Source organism: Sphingomonas sp. OK281 (assembly GCF_900115295.1).
Lineage (GTDB): Bacteria > Pseudomonadota > Alphaproteobacteria > Sphingomonadales > Sphingomonadaceae > Sphingomonas.
In genome coordinates, this window is record NZ_FOVZ01000002.1 from 26,150 (window position 1) to 48,622 (window position 22,473).

General features: G+C 66.0%; 14 protein-coding genes and 1 tRNA gene. 11 read left to right on the forward strand and 4 right to left on the reverse strand.

Annotated elements, in window-relative coordinates; translation table 11 throughout:
- Positions 1 to 85 precede the first annotated feature (85 nt).
- Genes BM244_RS06270 through BM244_RS06280 form a run of 3 tightly spaced genes read left to right on the forward strand, consistent with a single transcriptional unit; the run spans position 86 to position 4,916 of the window.
- On the forward strand, positions 86 to 2,485 hold the full coding sequence (locus tag BM244_RS06270) for a glycoside hydrolase family 31 protein (RefSeq protein ID WP_093398980.1): 2,400 nt from the start codon (positions 86 to 88) through the stop codon (positions 2,483 to 2,485).
- Positions 2,485 to 3,282, forward strand: a complete 798-nt coding sequence (locus tag BM244_RS06275; protein ID WP_093398183.1) for an SGNH/GDSL hydrolase family protein — start codon at positions 2,485 to 2,487, stop codon at positions 3,280 to 3,282. Before BM244_RS06270 ends, BM244_RS06275 begins: the two co-directional genes overlap by 1 nt.
- A complete protein-coding gene (locus BM244_RS06280; RefSeq protein WP_093398184.1) occupies positions 3,279 to 4,916 on the forward strand; it encodes an alpha-L-fucosidase in 1,638 nt (545 codons plus the stop codon). The genes BM244_RS06275 and BM244_RS06280 overlap by 4 nt, the downstream gene beginning before the upstream one ends.
- 147 nt (positions 4,917 to 5,063) lie before the next feature.
- Here BM244_RS06280 and BM244_RS06285 read toward each other — a convergent pair.
- Both BM244_RS06285 and BM244_RS06290 read right to left on the reverse strand, forming a co-directional pair.
- Positions 5,064 to 5,138 (reverse strand) — tRNA-Gly (locus BM244_RS06285).
- 192 nt (positions 5,139 to 5,330) lie between these two features.
- Positions 5,331 to 8,279 (reverse strand): TonB-dependent receptor domain-containing protein, encoded by a 2,949-nt coding sequence (locus tag BM244_RS06290; RefSeq protein WP_093398185.1) that lies wholly within the window; start codon positions 8,277 to 8,279, stop codon positions 5,331 to 5,333.
- Positions 8,280 to 8,640: 361 nt separating this feature from the next.
- Between BM244_RS06290 and BM244_RS06295 the strand changes: the two genes are divergently transcribed.
- From BM244_RS06295 to BM244_RS06320, 6 genes are all read left to right on the forward strand, one after another.
- Entirely contained in the window at positions 8,641 to 9,444 is an 804-nt protein-coding gene (locus BM244_RS06295) for a hypothetical protein (RefSeq protein WP_093398186.1), read from the forward strand.
- Positions 9,413 to 10,882: a Y-family DNA polymerase gene (locus BM244_RS06300; RefSeq protein ID WP_254784390.1), complete on the forward strand. Its 1,470-nt coding sequence runs from the start codon at positions 9,413 to 9,415 to the stop codon at positions 10,880 to 10,882. The genes BM244_RS06295 and BM244_RS06300 overlap by 32 nt, the downstream gene beginning before the upstream one ends.
- 13 nt (positions 10,883 to 10,895) lie before the next feature.
- A complete protein-coding gene (locus BM244_RS06305; protein WP_093398187.1) occupies positions 10,896 to 14,396 on the forward strand; it encodes an error-prone DNA polymerase in 3,501 nt (1,166 codons plus the stop codon).
- A gap of 383 nt (positions 14,397 to 14,779) precedes the next feature.
- A complete protein-coding gene (locus BM244_RS06310) occupies positions 14,780 to 15,676 on the forward strand; it encodes a tetratricopeptide repeat protein (RefSeq protein ID WP_093398188.1) in 897 nt (298 codons plus the stop codon).
- Positions 15,673 to 16,314: an LON peptidase substrate-binding domain-containing protein gene (locus tag BM244_RS06315; RefSeq protein WP_093398189.1), complete on the forward strand. Its 642-nt coding sequence runs from the start codon at positions 15,673 to 15,675 to the stop codon at positions 16,312 to 16,314. Before BM244_RS06310 ends, BM244_RS06315 begins: the two co-directional genes overlap by 4 nt.
- Positions 16,311 to 16,490: a Trm112 family protein gene (locus BM244_RS06320; RefSeq protein ID WP_302847257.1), complete on the forward strand. Its 180-nt coding sequence runs from the start codon at positions 16,311 to 16,313 to the stop codon at positions 16,488 to 16,490. Before BM244_RS06315 ends, BM244_RS06320 begins: the two co-directional genes overlap by 4 nt.
- Positions 16,491 to 16,495: 5 nt before the next feature.
- Here the strand turns inward: BM244_RS06320 and bluB are convergent, their stop codons facing one another.
- Together bluB and BM244_RS06330 are read right to left on the reverse strand one after the other, a co-directional pair.
- Positions 16,496 to 17,155, reverse strand: coding sequence for a 5,6-dimethylbenzimidazole synthase (gene bluB / locus BM244_RS06325; protein ID WP_093398190.1), 660 nt, complete (start codon positions 17,153 to 17,155; stop codon positions 16,496 to 16,498).
- A gap of 7 nt (positions 17,156 to 17,162) precedes the next feature.
- Entirely contained in the window at positions 17,163 to 18,377 is a 1,215-nt protein-coding gene (locus BM244_RS06330) for a UbiH/UbiF/VisC/COQ6 family ubiquinone biosynthesis hydroxylase (RefSeq protein ID WP_093398983.1), read from the reverse strand.
- A 143-nt stretch (positions 18,378 to 18,520) separates the two neighbouring features.
- On the opposite strand from BM244_RS06330, the gene BM244_RS06335 reads away from it, so the two are divergent.
- Both BM244_RS06335 and BM244_RS06340 read left to right on the forward strand, forming a co-directional pair.
- Positions 18,521 to 20,833 (forward strand): DNA translocase FtsK, encoded by a 2,313-nt coding sequence (locus BM244_RS06335; RefSeq protein WP_056064299.1) that lies wholly within the window; start codon positions 18,521 to 18,523, stop codon positions 20,831 to 20,833.
- A 224-nt stretch (positions 20,834 to 21,057) separates the two neighbouring features.
- Positions 21,058 to 22,446 carry a carbohydrate porin gene (locus BM244_RS06340; RefSeq protein ID WP_093398191.1) on the forward strand — a complete coding sequence of 463 codons (1,389 nt, stop codon included), beginning with the start codon at positions 21,058 to 21,060 and terminating at the stop codon, positions 22,444 to 22,446.
- Positions 22,447 to 22,473: the final 27 nt, after the last annotated feature.

Here is a 22,473-nt window from a genome sequence, read left to right on the forward strand (position 1 = left end):
CGATTATCTGCAATTATACGACAAAATCGCCGCACTGGCGACGTTTGCGCTACCGTCAGGGCATAAGCCCGTGGAGAGGATTTCGATGCATATCGCCCGAGCGCGTGGTTTCACGCAGTCGCCCAACCTGTCCCGCAACACCTATGGATCGGGATGGTCGTCGCGACTGTTCGCGCGGTTGGCCATCGGCGTCTCGCTCGCGACGCTCGGCAGCGCAGCCGTCGCCGCACCGATCGCCACGGTCGATCGCAACGGCAGCCTCGTTTCGGTCGAAGCCTATGCGCCCAACATCATCCGCGTGACGATCGCCACCGACCGCGGACAGGTCGACGCGCCCCCCGGTGATGGTCCCAATGCAAAGCCCAACGCCGCCGGCTGGACGCATCGTAATGACGCAGGCGCCGACGTCTTCACCTCGTCCGCGCTGTCGCTGTCGGTCGACGCAAAGCCCTGGCCCAAGGCGCCGACGCAGATGGAGCGCTATTTCGCGCCGTCGCTGCCGCCGGTGTCGGTGACGATCCGCAAGCCCGACGGCACCATGCTGACGCAAATGACCGGCTGGGAAATGGCGCCGCACACCGTCAATGGCGAGAAGACGTTCCGCGTCGGCGCGAGCTTCGCCTCGCCTGCCGACGAGCATTATTACGGCCTGGGCCAGAACCAGGAGGGCAAGCTGGACCTGCGCGGTCGCACGATCGACTGCCGCCATAATTACGATGCGCCGGCGGGCGAGACGGTCTGCGTGCCGTTCATGGTCACCAACAAGGGCTACGGCATCGTCTGGGACAATCCGTCCTCGACCGTCGTTTCCCCCGGCCTGCATAGTGCGACGCACTGGCAGTCGGAGGTCGGAGAGCGCGTCTCGTTCTTCGTCATCACCGGCGCCACCACCGACGAGATCTATGCCGGCTACGCCACGCTGACCGGCACCACGCCGCTGCCGCCGAAGGCCGCGTTCGGCCTCATCCAGAGCAAGGCACGCTACGAGACCGAGAAGGAACTGCTCGACGTCGCCAACGGGTATCGGAGCCGTGGCCTGCCGCTCGACATTATGGTGCTCGACTGGTTCTACTGGTCGCGCATGGGCCAGCTCGACATCGACCGGAATTACTTCCCCGACCCCAAGGGCATGAACGACAAATTGAAGTCGATGGGGATGCATTCGATCATCAGCGTCTGGCCGCGGTTCGAAAAGGAATCGCGCTACTTCGACCTGCTGTCGAGCAAGGGCTGGTTGCTGAAGGACAAGGACGGGAACGTCGTCGACGGCCTGCCGATCCGGTCCGACCGCGCGGGCGCGTTGCTCGACAGCACCAACCCCGATGCGCGCCACTGGTTCTGGGACCGGATCCGCGACAACATCGCCAGCCAGGGCTTCGACTGGTTCTGGCTCGACGAGACCGAGCCAGACCTAGTGCCCGACGGCAGCTTCTACTCGATCGGCTCGGGCGACCGCTATCACAACGTCTTCCCGCTGCTCCACACGATGAGCGTGGCAGACGGGTCGGCGAAGGATCGCCCCACGATGCGCAACCTGATCCTGTCGCGCGCGGCCTATCTCGGTGCGCAGCGCAACGGCGGGCTGTTCTGGTCGTCGGACATCAAGTCGACCTGGGAGGCGCTGCATCGGCAGGTCCCCGCCGGCCTAGGCTTCACCGCCAGCGGCATGGCCTATTGGGGCAGCGACATCGGCGGCTGGCAATGGCCGAACGGACCCAAGGCGACGCGCCCGGTGCTGCTCGATCCAGCCGGCGCGACCGCGATGGCGCCCGATTATGCGGACTATCCCGAGCTGTTCACGCGCTGGTTCGGGTACAGCGTGTTCACGCCGACGCTGCGGATCCACGGCCAGCGCCCGGCCACCGCGATCTGGCAGTATGGCACCGCGGCCGAGCCGGTCCTCGCGAACTTCCTGAAGCTGCGGTATTCCTTGATGCCGTATATCTATTCGCTCGGGCGCCACACGTACGAGAGCAATGCGCCGATGATGCGCGCGCTGTTCATGGATTTCCCGAACGATCCGAACGTCGCCGACATGGGCGACGAATATATGTTCGGTCCCGCCTTCCTGGTCGCGCCCGTCACCGAACAGGGCAAGACCAGCCGCCAGGTCTATCTGCCGGCCGGGGCCGAATGGTATGATTACTGGACCAACCAGCGGTTCACGGGCGGCCAGACCGTCACGGCCAATGCGCCGATCGACAAGATCCCGCTGTTCGTGCGCGCCGGGTCGATCATCCCGATGGGCGTCCAGGTGCCGAGCACCGCGACCGCGCAGGCGCTCGAGAGCATCCGCGTCTATCCCGGCGCGGATGCGAGCTTCGCGCTGTACGACGATGACGGCGTGACCAACGACTATCGCACCAAGGGCGGCCGCAAGGCGACCCTGCGCTGGGACGACAAGACCCGGCGGCTGACCGCGTCGGGCAAGCTGCCGACCGGGCAGGACGCCGCATCGCTGGTCCAGATCGTCGCTGCAAAGTGATGCGCGGGATCGCTATCGCGGCATTGGCGCTGGTCTCGTTGCCGGCGGCTGCGCAGACCAATGTTCCGGGCGATCCCTATGCCGGCGATCCGGTCGGGATCGTCGCGGCCCCCTGCCCTGCGCATCCGTCGCCAACCGATGGCACCGGATGGGAGGCGTGGAAGCTGCACATGCTCACGCGCGACTTCGGCCAGCTGTGCCGATACCGCGCACAGAACGACCAGCTGAAGGCGTCGCACACGCCGGTCCGCGTGGTCTTCATGGGCGATTCGATCACCGACAACTGGATCGGCGCGGACGGCGCGCTGTTCACCGGCGGACTGGTCGATCGCGGGATCAGCGGCCAGACCACGCCGCAGATGCTCGTGCGCTTCCGCGAGGACGTGATCGCGCTGAAACCGCGCGCGGTCCACATCATGGCGGGCACCAACGACATCGCCGGCAACACCGGCGCCTCGACCATGGCGATCGTCCAGGGGAACATCGCCAGCATGGCCGATCTGGCGCGCGCGAACGGTATCAAGGTCATCATCGCCTCGACCCCGCCCGCCGCCGCCTTTCCGTGGAGCAAGGACAAGCAGCCGGTGCCGCAGATCCGCGCGCTCAACACCTGGCTGAAGGCCTATGCCGCGAAGAACCGCTTCACCTATGTCGATTACTACACCGCGCTAGCCACGCCTGAGGGCGCGATGAAGCCGGGGCTGGCGAGCGACGGCGTCCATCCGACCCCCGCGGGCTATGCGGTGATGCGCCCGCTGGCCCTCGCTGCCATCCGCCGGACCGTCGCGGCCAAATGAGCATCGACCTCAGCCGCCGCTCCGTGCTCGCCGGGATCGCCGCCCTCGCCCCCGCGACGCACGCGCTCGCGCAGAGCCCGATGGGGCTGGCCCGCGGTCCCGTGCAACCCACCTGGCAGTCGCTGGTCGATCACTACCGCTATCCCGAGTGGTTCCGCGACGCCAAGCTCGGCCTGTGGTCGCATTGGGGCCCGCAGTCCGTGCCCGAGCAAGGCGACTGGTACGGCCGCTTCATGTATATGCAGGGGCACCCCGTCTACGAACATCACCTCAGGACCTATGGCCATCCGACCAAGTCGGGGATGATGGAAGTGATGAACCGCTGGACCGCGGCGCGCTGGGACCCCGACGCGCTGATCGCCCGCTATGCGAAGGCCGGCGCGAAATATTTCGTCTCGCTCGCCAATCACCACGACAATCTCGACTGCTACGACAGTCGCTATCATGCCTGGAATTCGCTCCGCGTCGGGCCGAAGCGCGACGTCGTCGGCACCTGGGAAAAGGCGGCGCGGAAAGCGGGGCTGAAATTCGGCGTCTCGAACCATGCCGCACACAGCTGGCACTGGTATCAGACCGCCTATGGCTATGACCCTACAGGGCCGCTGAAGGGCCAGCGCTACGACGCGTTCAAACTGCGAGCCGCCGATGGCCGCGGCACATGGTGGGACGGGCTCGATCCGCAACAACTCTATACCGGCGCACACGCGGTCCTGCCGAACGGCATCGACACGATCGCGGCGATGAACGCGTGGCACGACGCGAACGACGGCCAGTGGATCGAGACGCCGCCGCCGAACGATCCTGGCTATGCCGCGAAATGGCTGCTGCGCCAGACCGACCTGATCGACAAGTACAAGCCCGACTTCTGCTATTTCGACGATTACGAGCTCCCGTTCGGCCCGATCGGGCTCCAGGCGGCGGCGGACTACTATAACCGGTCGATCGCGTGGCACGGCAAGATCGACGTCGTGCTGACCGCCAAGCAACTGAAGCCCTATGCACGGTTCGGCCTGGTGCAGGACGTCGAGCGCGGCTTCACCGATCACCTGTGGGACGAGCCGTGGCAGACCGATACGTGCATCGGCGACTGGTTCTACAACGTCGCGCGGCTCAACGACAAAAGCTACAAGACCGCCGAACAGGTGATCCAGCGGCTGGCCGACGTCGTGTCGAAGAACGGCAACCTGCTGCTCTCGATCCCGCAGCCGGGCGACGGCTCGATCGACGGCGAGGAGGAGAAGATCCTCGACGGCATGAGCCGCTGGATCGCGGTCAACGACGAGGCGATCTTCGGCTCGCGGCCATGGCGGATCTACGGCGAGGGGCCGACCAAGCTTCAGGCCGGGATGCAGAACGAACAGTCGTCGGGCATGTTCACCGCCCGCGATGTCCGCTTCACCACCAACAAGGGCGCGCTCTACGCGCTGTTCCTGCGATGGCCACGGGGCGACGTCACGATCGAGGCCCTGGGACGCAACCGCTTTGCCGACGGCGTGGTCGAGCGTGTGACCCTGCTGGGCGGCGGCAGCGTGGCGCACAGACGCGATCCACGCGGCCTGCGCCTGACGATGCCCGCGAACCCCGGAAACGGCTTCGTACCCGTCCTCAAGATCGAAGGTCGCGGCCTGGTATAGCCGCTCGACCTGCTCTGGTTCTGAACTTGGGGATCATTAGGGATCGCAGCTGGCAGACCGCTAGAATGAGATGGTCTTGGCTTGGATATATCGGAAGGCGGTCTTGATACCGCATCGGCCTCGACCGCTGTTTTCTCGTAGGAAAACTGGAGCGGGCGAAGGGATTCGAACCCTCGACCCCAACCTTGGCAAGGTTGTGCTCTACCCCTGAGCTACGCCCGCTCTGGCGCCTATGTCTCCGGTCTGAAGCGACACGGCGACTGGGTGAGGCGCGCTGTTAGCCCGGTGTTTCCGGGACGGCAAGCGCCTTCTGCATTCTTTCGGTAAAAATCTGTCGGCCCTGGATTTGCAGGGCATGAAAAAGGGGGCGGACGTTGCCGTCCGCCCCCGAGGCTTTCGAATAGGCGTGGCCGATCAGAACTGGAAGTTCGCGCCCACCCGGATCGTCCGGCCGACCGCACCGATCTGCGTGTAGGTCGGGTTGTAGTTGACCGCGGCATAGTTGCCGGCGTTCAGCGGCGCCTTCTGGTCCAGCAGATTGACCACGTTGAAGTACAGGTTGAACTTGTCGTTGACCTTCACGTTGCCAGTCAGGTCCACGTCGACGAAGTGCTTCACATGGCAGTTGAACTCGGGGTCCGTGCCGCCATAGGTGCTGCCGCCGTTGCAGTCGGTGGTCCCGAACTGGTCGTACGCCACGGCCTTGTACCCCGACGTGTAATAGGCCGTCGCGGTCAGCGTGTACGCCTTGTAGTCGATGCTGTTCTGCCAGTTGCCGCGCCATGCCGGCGTGCCCGCGCCCGACGAGGTGATGTAGGGCGCCTGCGTGCCGACGAAATCGACGAACGGATCGGCATCGCTCTGCTTGAAGTCGTAATGCAGGATGTAGGTCGCCTCGGCGCGGCTGGTGAAGTGGAAGTCGTCGCTCGGCTTCAACTGGACGAGCGCGGAGAAATCGAGCCCCGAGGTCTTGAGCGCGGCCGCATTGGCATAAGGCGAGTTGACGAACAGCGCGCGGGTTGGGGCGTTCGGATAGGACGGATCGATCGCGTCCGGCGTCACGCTGTAGCCGGTCGGCAGTGCGGTGCCCGCATAATAGGCCGCGAGTGCCTGGTTCGAGAGCGGGCCGCCGGTGATCACCCGCGTCTTCTTGATGTTGTAGTAATCCGCGGTGAAGCTCAGCCAGCGGAGCGGCTGGACGACCACGCCGCCGGTGAAGCTGCGCGACAGCTCGGGCTTGATGTCGGGGTTGCCGGCGGTGTTGAAGCCGATTGAGTAGGACTGGTTGTACGCGCTGCCGCCAGAGCAGGTCGTGCCGGTCACGGTTGCACCGTGCTGCGCCTGGAGCGAGCAGGGCGGGGTAGCGGCGGTGAAGCCGACCACCGAACCCGACGTCTCGGCAAAGCTCGGTGCACGGAAGCCCTTCGAGAACGTACCCCGGAGAGCGACCTGGCGGATCGGCGTGAACTTCACCCCGATCTTCGGCGAGAAGTGGCTATAGCCTTCCGAATAGTGATCGAAGCGGCCCGAGCCGTCGATCTCCAGGCTGGTCAGGATCGGCGCGTTGACCTCGAAATACGCCGATTCGACGGTGCGGTTGCCGACGGCCGAGAACTGGTTGAGGTTGATCGTCGTGAAGTCCGGGTTCTGGCTCGGATCGTTCTGCGCCTCGTAGCGGACTGACCCGCCGACGCCGAGCTGCAGCGCGCCGCCCGGAAGCTGGAACAGGTCCTTGGTGATGACGCCCTGGACCATGTCTAGGTCGCTGGTCGCCTGCGAACGGACGGTCGGCGAGATCGCCGCGCGGACGGCGGCGGTGTTCAGCTCGGGATTGACGAAATTATAGCTGCCGCTGTTGATCGCGGTCTGCAGCCCGGCAAGGTTCAGATAGCCGTTCTGCGTGATGTCGAGCCACGAATGCGCCGCGGTGATCGTAGCGGAATAACCCCAGCCCTCGCCGAACTGGCCGTCGATGCCGGCGGCGGCGCGGATCACATGGTTCTTATACTCTGACGTGTTGGCGATGTCGCCGAACCGGTAGCGGATCGCGGCCGGCGTATCGAACGGGTTGTTCGGATTGTCCGTGCCGTTCGCGAGCAGCACCGGCAGGACGATGTTCTGCGTGTTGACCGGGTTGGCCGAGCGGATCAGCGACGGGCTGCCCTGCGCCTTGACGTCGTTCTGGAAATACGACGCGATCAGATAGGCCTGCGTCTTGTCGTTGATCTGCGCGGTACCGTGGACGGTGACGCCGAACCGGGTCTGCTCGGGCTGAATCTGGCCGTATTGGGACACCAGGTTCTGCTCGCAACCCTGGTCGATGAAACCGGTGCCCGAGCGCGGCGTCGTGACGAGCGTCTGGCCGGCCGAGCAGCCATTGGGGTTGAGCACCTGGAACGGACCGGTGGCGAGGCCGGTGCCCGACAGGATATTACCCGGCGTGGTCTGCGTGGTGGGCGCGACGACCGCGCTGGTGGTGCTGCTCGGTGCGACCGAGCCCGCATTGTTGTTGTCGCCGCCGATCGAGGTCAGGTCGGCGGTGTTGTACGGGAAGCCGCGGTTGCGATTGTAGATCGCGTCGTTGTGCTGGTATTCACCGCTGACGTAGAAGTTGAAGCCCTGTTCCTTCAGGCGTCCGGTGCCGAGCGTCAGCGTCGCGCGCTGGCTGCCGCCGTCGCCGCGCTGCGTCACGCCGCCCTCGACCGTGCCGTACGCGCCGACGATCTCCTTCTTCATGATGATGTTGACGACGCCGCCGATCGCATCCGCACCATAGCTCGACGAGGCGCCATCCTTGAGCACTTCGACACGGTCGACGATCGCGTTGGGAATGGTGTTCAGGTCGACGAACGAGCGCTGGCCGTCATCCGCCAGTGGATAGTTCGCGGTTCGCACACCGTCGATCAGCGTCAGCGTCGAGTTGACCGTCAGGCCGCGCAGCGACACGCCCGACGAGCCTGCACCGAAGCCGTTGGTGAACGAGGTCGGGACCGAGCCGCTGCTGTCGGCGGAGATCGAGCGGACCGCGTCCGACACGTTGTTGATGCCGGCCTTGGCGAGCGAATCCGCGGTCAGCACGGTGACCGGCGACGGCGTCTCGGTATCGGTACGGCGGAACAGCGAGCCGGTGACGACGATGTCCTGCGGCTGGTCGGCATCTGCGGTCGCCGGGGTGGGAGTCGCGGTTGGAGCGGCGGTCGGCGCAGGCGAAACGTCGCCCTGCGGTGGCGTCGAAACCGAGGTGCTGGGCTGAACCTGGGCATCCTGCGCGAACGCGGGCACGGTAGCGATCAGTCCGGCGAGGACGAGCGCCGACAACGCCGAGCTCCGAAGCAGGGTCGGCCGGAAAGCGATGGTGGTCATGGTAAGCAATCTCTCACAAGGCCCGTCCCCTCCCCCCTTCGGGGATGGCGCGAGCGCGTTCCGGAATGGCCGCATCGTCCGGGGGGATTGCGGCGCTGGGACGGGACTGCAACCGTGTCTCAAAACTGTAAACACCGGATACAAGGCGCGGAATTATCGGTGATATCCTGTCGCAAGAAAGACACGGTTCCTGACGTATTTTTCATTTAGGCGTCACGCTTGCAGACGAACCGTGCATCATCTGCGAGCGACTGAAACACTGTGTCAGGGCGGTTTTATCAGTGTCGATCACGTCCCGGGATCGACCGTCGAAAAAGATTCCGCTTGGCGACTCGTCCCATAGAACATTACAAGAACAATTGTGAACGAGTCGTCTGCCCTGATCGCCCGCCTGAAGCGGATCGCCACGACGGGGATGCCGGCCCAGGGTGATGGCCGTGCGGACGATGCGTGGCTGACCCAGGGGATGGCGAAGGCACAGTTGCACGAGGTTTTTGCGACCGTCGACGATTCTGCGAGTGGTGCGGGATTTGCCGTTGCCTCTGTTCTGGCGGCGCGGGCGACTCCGGTGATGTGGCTGCGGACCGAGGCGAGCGAGCGCCAGGGCGGGCGGCTGCATGCGACCGGACTGGTCGAGATGGGGCTCGACGTGACGTCGCTGGTGCTGGGTCTGGTCGAGGACGAGGCAAGCTTGCTGCGCGCCGCCGCCGATGCCGCGCGGTGTCACGGGCTCGGTACGTTGCTGATCGAATCCTGGGGACGCGCGCCGGGGATCGACCTGACCGCGACGCGGCGGCTGATGCTGGCGGCCGAAGCCTCGGGCGTGACGATACTCAGCCTGCGCATCGGTGCCGAACCGGTGCCGAGTGCCGCCGCATCGCGCTGGCAGGTCGCCGCGAGCCGCTCGCGACCGCTGGAGGCCGACGCGCCGGGCAAACCTGCCTTCGACATCGAATTGCTGCGTCGACGCGGAGGCCAGGCCGGGCTCCGCTGGCGCGTGGAGTGGGACCGTGACGCGTACATCTTCGACAATACCGCCTTCGAAACCGCCATCATCGAAGATTCAGGCGGTGATCCCGCGGCGCTACCTGGCGCTGGTATTCCCGTGGCTGCCGATCGAGCGGCTGCGGACGATGCGGCCGCATCTGTTCGTCGGACGGGCTGAGACACCGATCGCGTTCGTCGAGACGGTCTCGGGTGGGGTCCGGCTGAAGGCGCTCGATCGCGAGGCGGTGCGGGCGGGGCTACAGCCTGGGCTGACGCTCGCCGATGCACGGGCGCGCGTGCCGGAGCTGGAGGTGTACGAGCATGACGCACATGCCGATCACGAATGGCTCGAGCGGCTAGCGGACGGATGCCAGCGCTACACGCCGTCGGTCGCGCTCGACGAACCCGATGGGCTGATTCTCGATATCGCCGGGTGCGTGCACGAGTTCGAGGGCGAGCGCCGCCTTGCCGCCGATCTCGAGGAGCGCCTGGCGCGGCGCGGCGTGCTGGTACGCCACGCGTTCGGTGACACGCCCGATACGGCGCGGGCGCTGGCGCGGTATGCGGGGGCGCCGGCGCCGGATGAAAAACGGGCGGTCAAGCGGTTGCCGGTGGCTGCGCTGGGCCTCGACGAGGATGCGACGACCGCGTTGTCGCGCGCGGGGCTGAAGACGGTCGGCGACGTGATGGCGCGGCCGCTCGCGACGATCGCCGCACGGTTCGGCGAGGAAGCGGCGATGATGATCCGCCGGCTCGACGGATCGATAAAGGGGCCGATCGTCGCACGACGAACGGTGCCCAAGATCGGTGTTGAACGGCGCTTCGCCGAACCGATCGCGCGCACCGAATACGCGCTGGAAATGCTCGCCGAACTCGCCACCGAAGCCGCGGGCCAGCTTGCCGACCGTCACGAAGGCGGCCGCCGCTGGGAAGCGCGCCTCTTCCGTGCCGACGGCCTCGTCCAGCGGCTGCGGATAGAGACCGGCCAGCCGACCCGTGACGTCGCGTTGTTGATGCGGCTGTTTCGCGAGCGCATCGACAGCCTCGCCGACCCGCTCGATCCCGGGTTCGGGTACGATCTCGTCCGGCTCGACGTCGCGCTCGCCGAAAAGCTCGATGCGTCGCAACTGAAGCTCGAAGGCGGCGAGGCACAAAAGGGTGAAGTCGCGCAGCTCGTCGACCAGCTCGGCACGCGACTGGGCCGGGCACGCGTGCGCCGGTTTTCCGCGCGCGACAGTCATATCCCCGAACAGGCAGAACTGATGCTGCCGGCCGCTGAAGCACCAGCCCCAACCCCTTGGACCGCGCCCGAGACCGGCGAGCCCCCGCTGCGCCCGATCTACCTGTTCGACCCGCCGCAGCCGATCGAATCGATGATGGCCGAGGTCCCCGACGGCCCGCCGCACCGCTTCCGCTGGCGCCGCACTGTCCACGACGTCGCGCACAGCGAAGGCCCCGAGCGGATCGCCGGCGAATGGTGGCGGCGCCAGGACATCCCGACGCGCGATTACTACCGCATCGAGGACCGCCGCGGCCGCCGCTTCTGGATCTTCCGCCACGGCCTGTATTCCGAGATGGAGGCGCCCCGCTGGTACCTCCACGGCGTCTTCGCGTGAGTGGCGCGACGCCATGAGCGGGTTCGCCGAACTCGTCGCGGCGACCAACTATTCGTTCCTCGACGGCGCCAGCCATCCCAGCGACATCGTCGGTCGTGCAATCGAATTAAAACTGGTTGGCATCGGCATCGCCGATCGCAATACGGTTGCTGGCGTGGTGCGCGCCTATGATGCCCTGGAACGCGCAAAACGAGGGCAGCTCGGTGCGAACCTGCCGCCGTTCGATTTCAAGCTTGTGGTCGGCGCGCGTCTCGTGTTCGCGGACGGTACGCCCGACATCGTCGCCTACCCCGCAACGCGTGCCGGATGGGGACGGCTGACGCGGCTGCTGACTTTAGGCAACCGGCGCGCCGAGAAAGGCGGCTGCATCCTCGGCTTCGACGATCTGGTCGCGCATCTAGGTGAAATACTGTTGATCGTCATGCCGAAGTGCACGGCCCGCCCGGTAGTTGCGCACGAGGATTACGTGCTTCCCATGCGCAACGATGCCAGTCTCGAGGCTACACTTGCCGCGCTTCGTCCGCTGGCGCGGCGATCGGTGTGGCTTGGCGTAACGATGCCGCATGGCGGTCGCGATCGGCGGCGTCAGACCCGGCTTGCACGGATCGCCGCCAAGGCGCGCGTGCCGATCCTGGCGACCAACGACGTGCGCTATGCGATGGCAGACGATCGCTCGCTCCACGACATCGTCACCTGTATCCGCGAAGGCACCACGATCCAGCGTGCCGGGAGACGACTCGGTGCCAATGGCGAGCGCCATTTGAAGGATGCGGACGATATCGCGCACCTTTACCGCGACCGGCCGCACGCGATTGGCGAGACGGCAAAGCTGCTCGCGCGGATCGACTTCACGCTCGACGAGCTCAAATACGAGTATCCGCATGAGCCCGTCCCGGTAGGCTGGGATCCGCAGGACTGGCTGGAGCATCTCGCCTGGCAATCGGCGATCGATCAATATGACGGTTACGTGCCGGACAAGCTCGTCAAGTCGCTCCGCGAGGAGTTCGCGCTTATCCGACAACAGGAATATGCCTATTATTTCCTGACGGTCCACGACGTCGTCCGGTTCGCACGCAGCGCCGATCCACCGATCCTATGCCAAGGGCGCGGATCGGCCGCCAATTCGGTAGTATGCTACGTGCTCGGCGTCACGTCGGTGGATCCAATGAAGCACGACCTGCTGTTCTCGCGCTTCGTCTCGGCCGAACGTAGCGAGCCGCCCGATATCGACGTCGATTTCGAGCATGAGCGTCGCGAAGAGGTGATGCAGTATATCTACGGCCGCTATGGCCGGGAGCGCGCGGCGATCGCGGCGACCGTGATCCATTTTCGGTCCCGTAGCACCGTGCGCGAGGTCGGCAAGGCGCTGGGTTTTACCGAAGACGTCACGCAACGCCTGACCAGCACGGTTTGGGGCAGCTTCTCGAACCGCTTCCCGGAACGGCGCTTTGCCGAAACGGGGTTCGACGTCGCCAATCCGGAAATCGCTAGGTTGCAGGACATGGTCGAACGCCTGCTCGAATTCCCACGTCACCTATCACAGCATGTCGGCGGCTTCGTACTGACCCAGGGTCGGCTCGACGAGATCGTGCCGATCCACAATGGCGCCATGGAAGATCGCACGTTCATCGAATGGGACAAGGACGATATCGATTGCCTCGGCTTGATGAAGGTGGACATTCTCGCGCTCGGCATGCTGACCTGCATCCGCAAGAGCTTCGACCTGATGCGGCAGCACGGGCTGGGCGATTATGAACTGAAGACGATCGCCAACGACGAAAATTCCAAGGTCTACGACATGCTGTGCAAGGGCGACAGCATCGGCGTATTTCAGGTCGAGAGCCGCGCGCAGATCAACATGCTGCCCCGTCTAAGACCGCGGAAGTTGTACGATCTGGTGGTTCAGGTGGCGATCGTCCGGCCCGGGCCGATCGAAGGCGACATGGTGCATCCCTATCTGCGGCGGCGGGCAAAGAAGGAGGTGGTGGTCTATCCCTCGCCATCGCCCGAGCATGGCCGAAGCGACGAACTCGAAGTGCTGCTCGGCGAGACGTACGGCGTACCGTTGTTCCAGGAACAGGCCATGAAGCTGGCGATCGTCGCGGCAAAGTTCACCCCCGACGAGGCCAACGAACTACGGAAATCGATGGCGACGTTTCGCAAGGTCGGAGGGATGAACAATTTCCAGGCCAAGCTGATCGGTGGGATGGTCGCGCGGGGATATGAGGCGGAGTTCGCCGAACGGTGTTTCAAGCAGATCGAGGGGTTTGGGTCCTACGGGTTTCCCGAGAGCCACGCGCTGTCGTTTGCGCGGCTGGTGTATGTGTCGTCGTGGATCAAATGCTTTCACCCGGCGGTGTTCTGCTGCGCGCTGCTCAATTCGCAGCCGATGGGGTTTTATGCGCCGGCGCAACTGGTGCGCGATGCGGTCGAGCATGGGGTCACCGTGCTGCCGGTCGATGTGAATGCGAGCGCGTGGGATAACAGCTTATCCTCCCCGGTACGGGGAGGGGGACCGCGCGAAGCGGGGTGGAGGGGGGCTTCCGCGAACGTATCGCTGGCGGATGTTCCTGTTACTGGCGCCGCGCTTTCGGCTGCCACCCCTTCAGGCGACACGTTCGCGGCGCCCCCCCTCCACCATCCTGCGGATGGTCCCCCTCCCCGTGCCGGGGAGGATTTGCGGCTTGGGTTTCGGCAGGTGGATGGGTTTCGGAAGGATTGGGCCGACGACATCGTTCGCGTTCGGACCACGCCGTTCGCTAGCATCGAGGACCTCGCGCGTCGCGCCAACCTGCCGCAGCGGGCGATGAACCTGCTCGCCGATGCGGATGCGTTTCGGTCGGTGGCGAAGGAGCGGCGCGAGGCGTTGTGGGACGTGCGCCGGACCCCGCCCAAGCAGCTTGCGCTCTTTGCGGCGGCAGAGGTGCCCGAACTCGGCCAGGAGCCCGACGCGCATCTGCCGGCGATGCCGCTCTCCGAACAGGTCGCGGCGGATTACCAAACCACGCGGCTGTCGTTGAAGGCGCATCCGATGTCGTTCCTCCGCGAACGCTTTGCGGCAGAAGGTATCCTGTCGAGCGCGCAGGCCAACGCGACCAAGGACGGGCGTCGTGCGAAAGTGGCGGGCGTCGTCCTGGTTCGCCAGCGGCCGGGCAAGGGCAACGCGATTTTCGTGACGATCGAGGACGAGACCGGGATCACCAACGGGCTGATGTGGGCACGCGATTTCGAGGCGAACCGCCGCGCGGTGATGGCGTCGCGGCTGATGGTGCTGGAAGGCGTGATCCAGCGCAGCGAGGAAGGCGTCACGCACCTGATGACCTCGCGCGTGCAGGACCGCACGGAGATGCTGCGGCTGTTGTCGGAGGATCACGCACTGGAGCCGCCGCTGGCACGTGTCGACGAGGTGATCCGGCCGGTTCTCACGCGGAGTCCCGATGCCCGCGCGCATCATCCGCGCGCGACGCATCCCCGCGATGTGCGAGTCCTCCCCAAGTCGCGTGACTTTCATTGAGTTGGTCGCTTGATGCCTTTGTTCTCGCGATCGCCAACGTTCTGTCATCCCGGAGCTATTCGGCGCCTATCCTCTTCAAACAGTGCACCTCCCCGGCGGAGGCCGGGGTCCAGATGGGAAACGCTGCCGATGAAAGCTGCACTCCGTGACTACGACCTCACCAACTGGACCCCGGCCTTCGCCGGGGTGGCGGGATTGGAGGGTGATGGACTTCGGAAGGACAGGCTGGGCACGGGCAACCATAAAGGGCAGGACAGGCTGGTCCCCTCGTGGAATTTCCAACGCGATGGTCTAGAGGTAGGCTCCAGAGGTGGCATTCGCCGCGGGCGCGCCCCAGATAGCGCGTCTGGATTACACGGGAGTTGAACTTGGCCACGCTTGGAATGTCCCCCGCGGAGAAGGACGCCGTCGAGGCGTTCCGTCGCGATGTCGTCGAACCGTCGATGACGAGCCTCGTGATCATCGATTTTTGGGCCGAATGGTGCGGGCCGTGCAAGGCGCTGACGCCGACGCTGGAGAAGGTCGCGGCGGATTATGCCGACAAGGGCGTCGTGCTGGCGAAGGTCGATACCGACAAGAACCAGTTCATCGCCGCGCAATTCCAGATCAAGTCGATCCCGACCGTCTACGCGATGTTCCAGGGCCAGCTCGTCGCCGACATGACCAGCGCACGCACCGAATCACAGCTGCGCGTGATCCTCGACCAGTTGCTCAAGCAGCTGCCGATCGAAGCCGGCGCGACGGACGCGGTGCCCGACGTCGAGCCGTTGATCGCGATCGGCGAAGAGGCGCTTGCAGCGGGTGACGGCGAGCGCGCGCTCGGCATCTTCCGCGAGATCGCCGAGATCGCACCCGAGCATCCGCAAGTCCATGCCGGCTTCGTCCGCGCTCTGGTCGCGACCGGGCAGCTCGACGAGGCGACCGACTGGCTGGCAAACCTCGATCCGGCGATCGCCAAGGACCCGGCGATTACCCGCGCGCAGGCTGCACTCGCACTCGCGCAGTCGGCCCCGCCGGTCGAGGATCTCTCGCCATTGCTCGCAGCAGTCGAGGCTAACCCCGACGACCTGCAGGCCCGGTTCGCGCTCGCCAACGGCCAGATGGCGGCGAACGACCGCGATGCCGCCGCCGACACGTTCCTCGGCATCATCGCCACTGAGCGCGACTGGAACGAGGGCGCGGCGCGGACGCAGTTGCTGAAACTGTTCGAGGTCGTCGGGCTCGAGGACCCGTGGGTGTCTGGACAGCGACGCCGCCTGTCTGCGATCCTGTTCGGATGACCACCGAGTCCGCCCCCCCGCGCGCTACCACGCGACTGTCGATCTTCCCCTTGCCGGGCGCGCTGCTTTTCCCGGGCATGCACCTGCCGCTGCACATGTTCGAGCCGCGCTATCGGGCGATGATCAGCGATGCGATGGCGCGCGACCGGCGGATCGGGATGATCCAGCCGCGGGGCGGACCGCATGACGACGAGAACGCGCTGTACGACATCGGCTGCGTCGGCAAGATCGCCGAGGTCGAGGCACTTGACGACGGGCGCTACAACGTCGTGCTGGAGGGCATCGCGCTGTTCCGGATCGTGCGCGAACTCGATGTGACGACCGCGTTCCGCCAGGTCGAGGCGGAATTGCTGCCGTTGATTGAGGACGACGCGCTGTCGCTCGGCCGCCGGTCTTCGCTGGAATTGGAGTCGCGTCGGTTCGCGGACATGCAGGGCTATGCGGTCGATTGGGATGCGGTCGGACGGCTCGACGACGAGAGCCTGGTCAACGGCATCGCGCAGATCGCGCCGTTCGACGCAGCCGCAAAACAGGCGTTGCTCGAGGCGCCGGATATCGAACAGCGCGCCGAACTGATCATCCAGCTGATGCAGTTCTTCGGGCGGCACGACGGCGACGAATCGGTGACGTTGCAGTGACCGCGCTCGATCCCTGGCTGCTCGAACGCCTCGTCTGCCCGATGACCCGCACGCCGCTGCGGTATGATGAGGCAGCACAGGAACTCGTCTCGGACGCGGCCGGTCTGGCCTATCCGATCAAAGACGGCGTTCCGGTCATGCTGGTCGAAGAGGCCCGACGGATCACCGACGCCTGACACGCCTAGCGCCGCGTGACGTCGACCGGTTGCCGGTGCTCCCAGCCTTCGCGTTCCAGCTCGGGCGTGTCGCTGTTGATCGCCGGATAGCCGATGCAGACATAACCGATCATCTGCCAGTGTTCGGGCAGATCGAGCGCAGCGCGAACGCGGTCGGCGTCGAGGATTGAGACCCAGCCGAGCCCAAGCCCGACGCAGCGCGCCGCAAGCCACAAGGTGTGCAGCGCCATCACCGCGGAATACGCCGCGGTTTCCGGCATCGTCTGCCGTCCCAATCCGTGGCCTTGTTGCGGATCGGGGTCGGCGAAGACCGCGAGATGGCACGGCGCATCGTCGAGCCCCGCGAGCTTGAGCCGCGCATAACGCTCGCTGCGCGATGGCGATTGCGCGGCCAGCGCCTGTGCGTTGCACGCAGCGAATATCGCGCGCACCGCCGCGCGCCGGTCGGGCGCGTCGACCGTCACGAAGCGCCAGGGTTGGCTCAGCCCGACCGACGGCGCGAGATTGGCCAGGTCGAGCAGTTTCGGCAGGACCTCGGGATCGATCGGATCGCGTCGAAAATGCCGGACGTCGCGCCGCCAGCGGATCAGGTCTGCGAATGCATCCTCGAACGCGTCGAACACTGGCAAGACCTGCGCGGGTCCATCGGGAGCCGAAACGGTCATGCCCCGTCTAGACCATCATCCCCTGCAACAGCTTCGGCAGGTCGCCGCTTTCGCCGCGCGCTTCGGCCATGAAGCGGTCCTTGAGGGGTGGGATCGCATTCACCGCGCTGATGCCGAACCGGCGGACGGCGCCGGCGGTCTTGCCGGGGAGGCCGAACAGGCGGGTGAGCGTATCGGTGGCGGCGGCGGTCATGAACGTGTCGAGCCCGCGCCAGCGCTGGTAGCGCGCGAGCAACGCGGCGTCGCCGAGGTCGAGGCCGAGGCGTTTGCCCTCGACCAGCACTTCGGCGAGCGTCGCGACGTCGCGGAAGCCGAGGTTGAGGCCCTGCCCGGCGATCGGGTGGATGCCGTGGCCGGCGTCGCCGACCAGCGCGAGCCGCGTGTCGGTGATCCGCGCGGCGTGGTGGAAGCCGAGCGGGTAGCTCGACCGCGGGGTGGCCATCGACAGCTCGCCGAGGAAGCCGCCCATGCTCTTTTCCGCTTCAGCGAGGAACGCGCGGTCGCCGAGCTTGAGCATGCCGGGGGCGCTCTTCGCGTCGACCGTCCAGACGATCGCCGAGCGGTGACCGTCGGCGTCATCAGGGAGCGGGAGCAGCGCGAACGGGCCGCTCGCGTAGAAGATCTCGTACGCGACGTCCTCGTGAGACCGTTCGTGGTGGAACGCGGCGATGATCGCGGTGTGCTCGTACGACCAGCGCGCGATCGTAATACCGGCAGCCTCGCGCGTCGGCGAATTGCGGCCCTCCGCGGCGATCAACAGCGGCGCGCGAATGACGTCGCCCGAGTCCAGCGTGGCGGTGACGCCCGATTCTGCACGGTCGACCGAGGTAGCGCGCGTCTGCATGCGAAGGTCGACATGCGCTGCGGCGGTCGCGGCGTCGAACAGCGTGCGGCGGAGCAGCTTGTTCTCGTACATCGTGCCGAGCGCGCCATCGTCTGCGGCGGGGACGAAATCGAGCGCGCCGGGTTCGAGCCCGTCGCTCACCCGGATCTGGCGGATCGCACACCCCTGCCCAGCCAGCGTAGCCCCGACGCCGATCGCGTCGAGCATCCGGTGGCTGGCGCTCGCGACTGCCGACGCGCGGCCGTCGAATCCGGGCGCCAACGTTACCGCGGGGTCGGCAGGGTCGATCACGATCGTCGAAATGCCGTGCACGTCGAGCGCCACGGCGAGCGTCGCGCCGACCAGCCCGCCACCGAGGATGATTACATCTGTGTCCATGACGCCGCTGTATCCCGCCAACCGGTCGCTGCCAACGACGATCCGGACGCGGTTTAACCCGTGTTTCAGCGTGCTTGCTTGACGTCCGACCAACCCAGCGCGATGCAATATCCCTATTGTACTGATTCTGGAGAATACGGGTCATGGCCAGCCGCGCGCAGCCAGCCTTGTGGCGTGAGACGGTGAAGGCGGGCGCCGTCCGCAGCGGCGCCCTGATCGCGGCGATCGCGCTGTTCGTCGGCACGCTGCTGATGGCGCTGGCGCTGGCGAGCTATCACCCGAGCGATCCGGCGCTCAACACCGCATCGGGCGGCGACCCCGCCAACCTGGTCGGGCCGCCGGGCGCGTGGTTCGCGGATATCGCGCTCACGCTGTTCGGGCCGGCGGTCGCGCTGTTGCTGCCGATCGGACCGATCCTCGGGATGCGACTGTGGCGTGACGCGCCGCTCGGGCATTGGGTGCGGATGGTGCGCGGCGCGGCGATCGGCGTCGCGCTGATGGCGAGCGCGCTGGCATTCGTGTCGGGTACGTCGGTGCTCGCGCTCCCCGCCGGCTGGGGCGGCGTGATCGGCCTGTCGGTTTCCAGCGCGGTGCACTGGGCGTTAAGCTTCATCGGCCAGCCGGTCGCAGAGCTCTGGTCCGCCCGCGCCATCGGGCTGGTCGCGGCGATCGCGGGCGCGATCGTCTGGGGCAAGAGCATCGAGATCGATCTCGGCGAGCGCAAATGGCGCCTTCCCCGCCGCAATCGCACCGAGGCGCTCGGCTATGACGGCTTCGCGGAGATCGACGAGGACGACGACGAGCCGCTGACGTTGACGCGCAAACCGGTCGAGCCCCGCGCGGTCGCCGAGCCCGACCCGCGGCCTGCCCCGGTGATCGCGGACCGTCAAAACGCACCGTCGCAGGCCAAGCCCAAGGAGCGCCAGTCGTCGCTCGACCTGCGCGACAATTTCACGCTGCCGAGCCTCGACCTGCTGACGCCCTCACCGCCGAGCCAGGGCAACGTGATCGACAAGGCGGGGCTGGAGCGCAACGCCCGGCTGTTGGAGAACGTGCTCGACGATTTCCACGTGAAGGGATCGATCATCGAGGTCCGGCCGGGGCCGGTCGTGACGATGTACGAACTCGAGCCAGCACCCGGCATCAAGGCGAGCCGCGTGATCGCGCTGGCAGACGACATCGCCCGCAACATGTCCGCGATTTCGGCGCGCGTCGCGGTGATCCCGGGGCGCAACGTGATCGGCATCGAGTTGCCGAATGCGCGGCGCGAGGCGGTGAGCTTGCACGAACTCGTCGGCAGCCAGACATTCGAGGATCAGTCGGCGCAGCTGCCGATCATTCTCGGCAAGAACATCGCGGGCGATTCGGTGATCGCGGATCTCGCGCCGATGCCGCATCTGCTGGTCGCGGGCACGACCGGCTCGGGCAAGTCGGTCGGCCTGAACAGCATGATCCTGTCGCTGCTGTACAAACTGACGCCGAACCAGTGCCGGATGATCATGATCGATCCGAAGATGCTCGAACTGAGCATGTACGACGACATTCCCCACCTGTTGTCGCCGGTCGTCACCGATCCCGCGAAAGCGGTGCGCGCGCTGAAATGGGCGGTCGAGACGATGGAGGATCGCTATCGCCAGATGTCCTCCGTCGGCGTGCGCAGCCTCGCGGGCTTCAACGACAAGGTGCGCGGCGCGAAGGCGAAGGGCCAACCGCTCGGGCGGAAGGTCCAGACCGGCTATCATCCCGACACGGGCGCGCCGATGTACGAGGAGGAGAAGCTCGAATACGACGTTTTGCCGCAGATCGTCGTGATCGTCGACGAGCTCGCCGACCTGATGATGACCGCGGGCAAGGAGGTCGAATTCCTCATCCAGCGGCTCGCGCAGAAGGCACGCGCGGCAGGCATCCACCTGATCATGGCGACGCAGCGGCCGTCGGTCGACGTCATCACCGGCGTCATCAAGGCCAATTTGCCGACCCGGATCAGCTTCCACGTCACCTCGAAGATCGATTCGCGCACCATCCTCGGCGAACAGGGCGCGGAGCAGCTGCTCGGCAAGGGCGACATGCTCTACATGCCCGGCGGTAAGGGCATCGTCCGCGTCCACGGGCCGTTCGTGACCGACGACGAAGTGCGGCTGGTGGCGGATCACTGGCGGTCGCAGGGGCTGCCGGATTATATCTCCTCCGTTACCGAGGAGCCCGAGGAGAGCTTCGCGCTGGAGGGCTCGCCGACCGGTGAGGATTCGGCGGAGGACCAGCAATATCGCCAGGCGATCCAGCTGGTCTGCGAGTCGCAGAAGGCATCGACCTCGTGGCTGCAGCGGCAGTTGCGGATCGGCTACAATTCGGCTGCGCGGTTGATCGAGCGGATGGAGAAGGACGGCATCGTCGGTCGGCCGGATCATGTCGGCCGCCGTGAAGTGCTACGCGATACCGAGGGGCATGCGATCTAAGGTTGGATCGATCCTCCCCCGCCAGGGGGAGGTGGCACCGCAGGTGACGGAGGGGGAGGACACGCAACCTACGTTGTCGCCCCCTCCCCCTCCGTCTGGCAAGTGCCAGCCACCTCCCCCTGGCGGGGGAGGATTCCTAGAGTCCCTTTGACTTGTCGAGGGTTTCGGACTGCCAACACCCGGTATACGGGGTTGATTCAAGTTACGAAAAACAGGTGGGCGAAATGGGGTATCGGCGGTTCTGTGCAGCGGCAGCGGTGGCGCTCGCCCTACCCGGTCAGGTCTCCGCGCAGGACACCACCAAGCAGACTCCCGGCAGCAGTGCCACCGACACGCAGCACCGCCCGCGCTCCGGCGTCCGCCGCGACAGCGACCTCTCGCCGTCCGCGCTGACCGCCGATACGCAGCGTACCCCGCCGCCTGGCCTATTCGCCGACTGGTTCGACATCCGCAAACGGCTGGCCGATCGCGGCATCGGCCTCAGCGCGCGCTATGCCTCGGAAAGCGCCTATAATTTCTCCGGTGGCGACCGGAAACTATTGCGCGAGACCGGCCAGTTCGACGTCGGCGTGCTGCTCGATCTCGACAAGGTCGTGGGGCTCAAGGGTGGCGCGTTCCAGGCGACCGTCACCTATCGCCGCGGCCGCGATCTCGGCGCCGACGCCAATCTGGGCGTGCTGCAACAGGTCCAGGAAGTATACGGCCGCGGCCAGACCGTCCGCCTCACGCAATTCTGGTACGAGCAGACACTCGGCGAGAAGCTCGAGTTGAAGATCGGCCGCACCAATCCGGGCGAAGATTTCGCGTCCTTCTCGTGCTATTTCCAGAACCTCAGCTTCTGCGGCGCACAGCCGGGCAATCTGAACGGCGATTACTGGCAGAACTGGCCGGTCAGCCAATGGGGCGCGCGGTTGCGCTACGACGTCAACGATCACCTGACGCTAAAGACCGCTGCCTACGAAGTGAACCCGCGCAACCTCGACAATGATTTCGTGATTGGCCATTTTCACGGCGCAACGGGCGTACTGGTTCCCGTCGAGGCCGAATGGCGGCGCGGCGACAACGACGGTCGAGTCGGCGCGTACAAGGTCGGCGGCTGGATCAATACCTCGAACGGCGACGACGTGTTCTACGACCTGAACCGCCGGCCGATCGCGATCACCGGGCTCGAACCGCTCCGCCGCAGCGCGCGCTACGGCGTGTATTTCAACATCCAGCAACAGGTCACTGGCACCTCGAAGGACGGCAAGTCGGTCACCGGGCTCAGCGTGTTCCTCAACGCGACGCAGGCCGATCGCGCGACCTCGACCACCGACAACCAGATCGCCGCGGGGCTGTTCTACAAGGGGCTGGTGCCGTGGCGACCGGGCGACATCCTCGGCTTCGGCGTGGCGCGGACCAACGTGAACGGGCGCGTCGCGAAAGGTGAGGCGCTCGATCCGACCCGGCCGGCGGTACAGGATGCGGAGTACGCGTCGGAAATCTATTATAGCGTCCATCCCACGCGGTGGCTCGAACTGCGCCCGAACGTGCAATTCATTCACAATCCGGGCGGCGTCCATGACGCGAACGACGTCGGCGTACTTGGGATGAAGGCGGCGATCACGCTGTAGGGGAACTCGTCGAATTCAGTGGCGGTT

Excerpts from the sequence above, each read along its gene's own strand:
- BM244_RS06270 (WP_093398980.1), top strand. The coding sequence starts at position 86 with ATGCATATCGCCCGAGCGCGTGGTTTCACGCAGTCGCCCAACCTGTCC.
- BM244_RS06275 (WP_093398183.1), top strand. The coding sequence starts at position 2,485 with ATGCGCGGGATCGCTATCGCGGCATTGGCGCTGGTCTCGTTGCCGGCG.
- BM244_RS06280 (WP_093398184.1), top strand. The coding sequence starts at position 3,279 with ATGAGCATCGACCTCAGCCGCCGCTCCGTGCTCGCCGGGATCGCCGCC.
- BM244_RS06290 (WP_093398185.1), bottom strand. The coding sequence starts at position 8,279 with ATGACCACCATCGCTTTCCGGCCGACCCTGCTTCGGAGCTCGGCGTTG.
- BM244_RS06300 (WP_254784390.1), top strand. The coding sequence starts at position 9,413 with ATGCGGCCGCATCTGTTCGTCGGACGGGCTGAGACACCGATCGCGTTC.
- BM244_RS06305 (WP_093398187.1), top strand. The coding sequence starts at position 10,896 with ATGAGCGGGTTCGCCGAACTCGTCGCGGCGACCAACTATTCGTTCCTC.
- BM244_RS06310 (WP_093398188.1), top strand. The coding sequence starts at position 14,780 with ATGTCCCCCGCGGAGAAGGACGCCGTCGAGGCGTTCCGTCGCGATGTC.
- BM244_RS06315 (WP_093398189.1), top strand. The coding sequence starts at position 15,673 with ATGACCACCGAGTCCGCCCCCCCGCGCGCTACCACGCGACTGTCGATC.
- bluB (WP_093398190.1), bottom strand. The coding sequence starts at position 17,155 with ATGACCGTTTCGGCTCCCGATGGACCCGCGCAGGTCTTGCCAGTGTTC.
- BM244_RS06330 (WP_093398983.1), bottom strand. The coding sequence starts at position 18,377 with ATGGACACAGATGTAATCATCCTCGGTGGCGGGCTGGTCGGCGCGACG.
- BM244_RS06335 (WP_056064299.1), top strand. The coding sequence starts at position 18,521 with ATGGCCAGCCGCGCGCAGCCAGCCTTGTGGCGTGAGACGGTGAAGGCG.
- BM244_RS06340 (WP_093398191.1), top strand. The coding sequence starts at position 21,058 with ATGGGGTATCGGCGGTTCTGTGCAGCGGCAGCGGTGGCGCTCGCCCTA.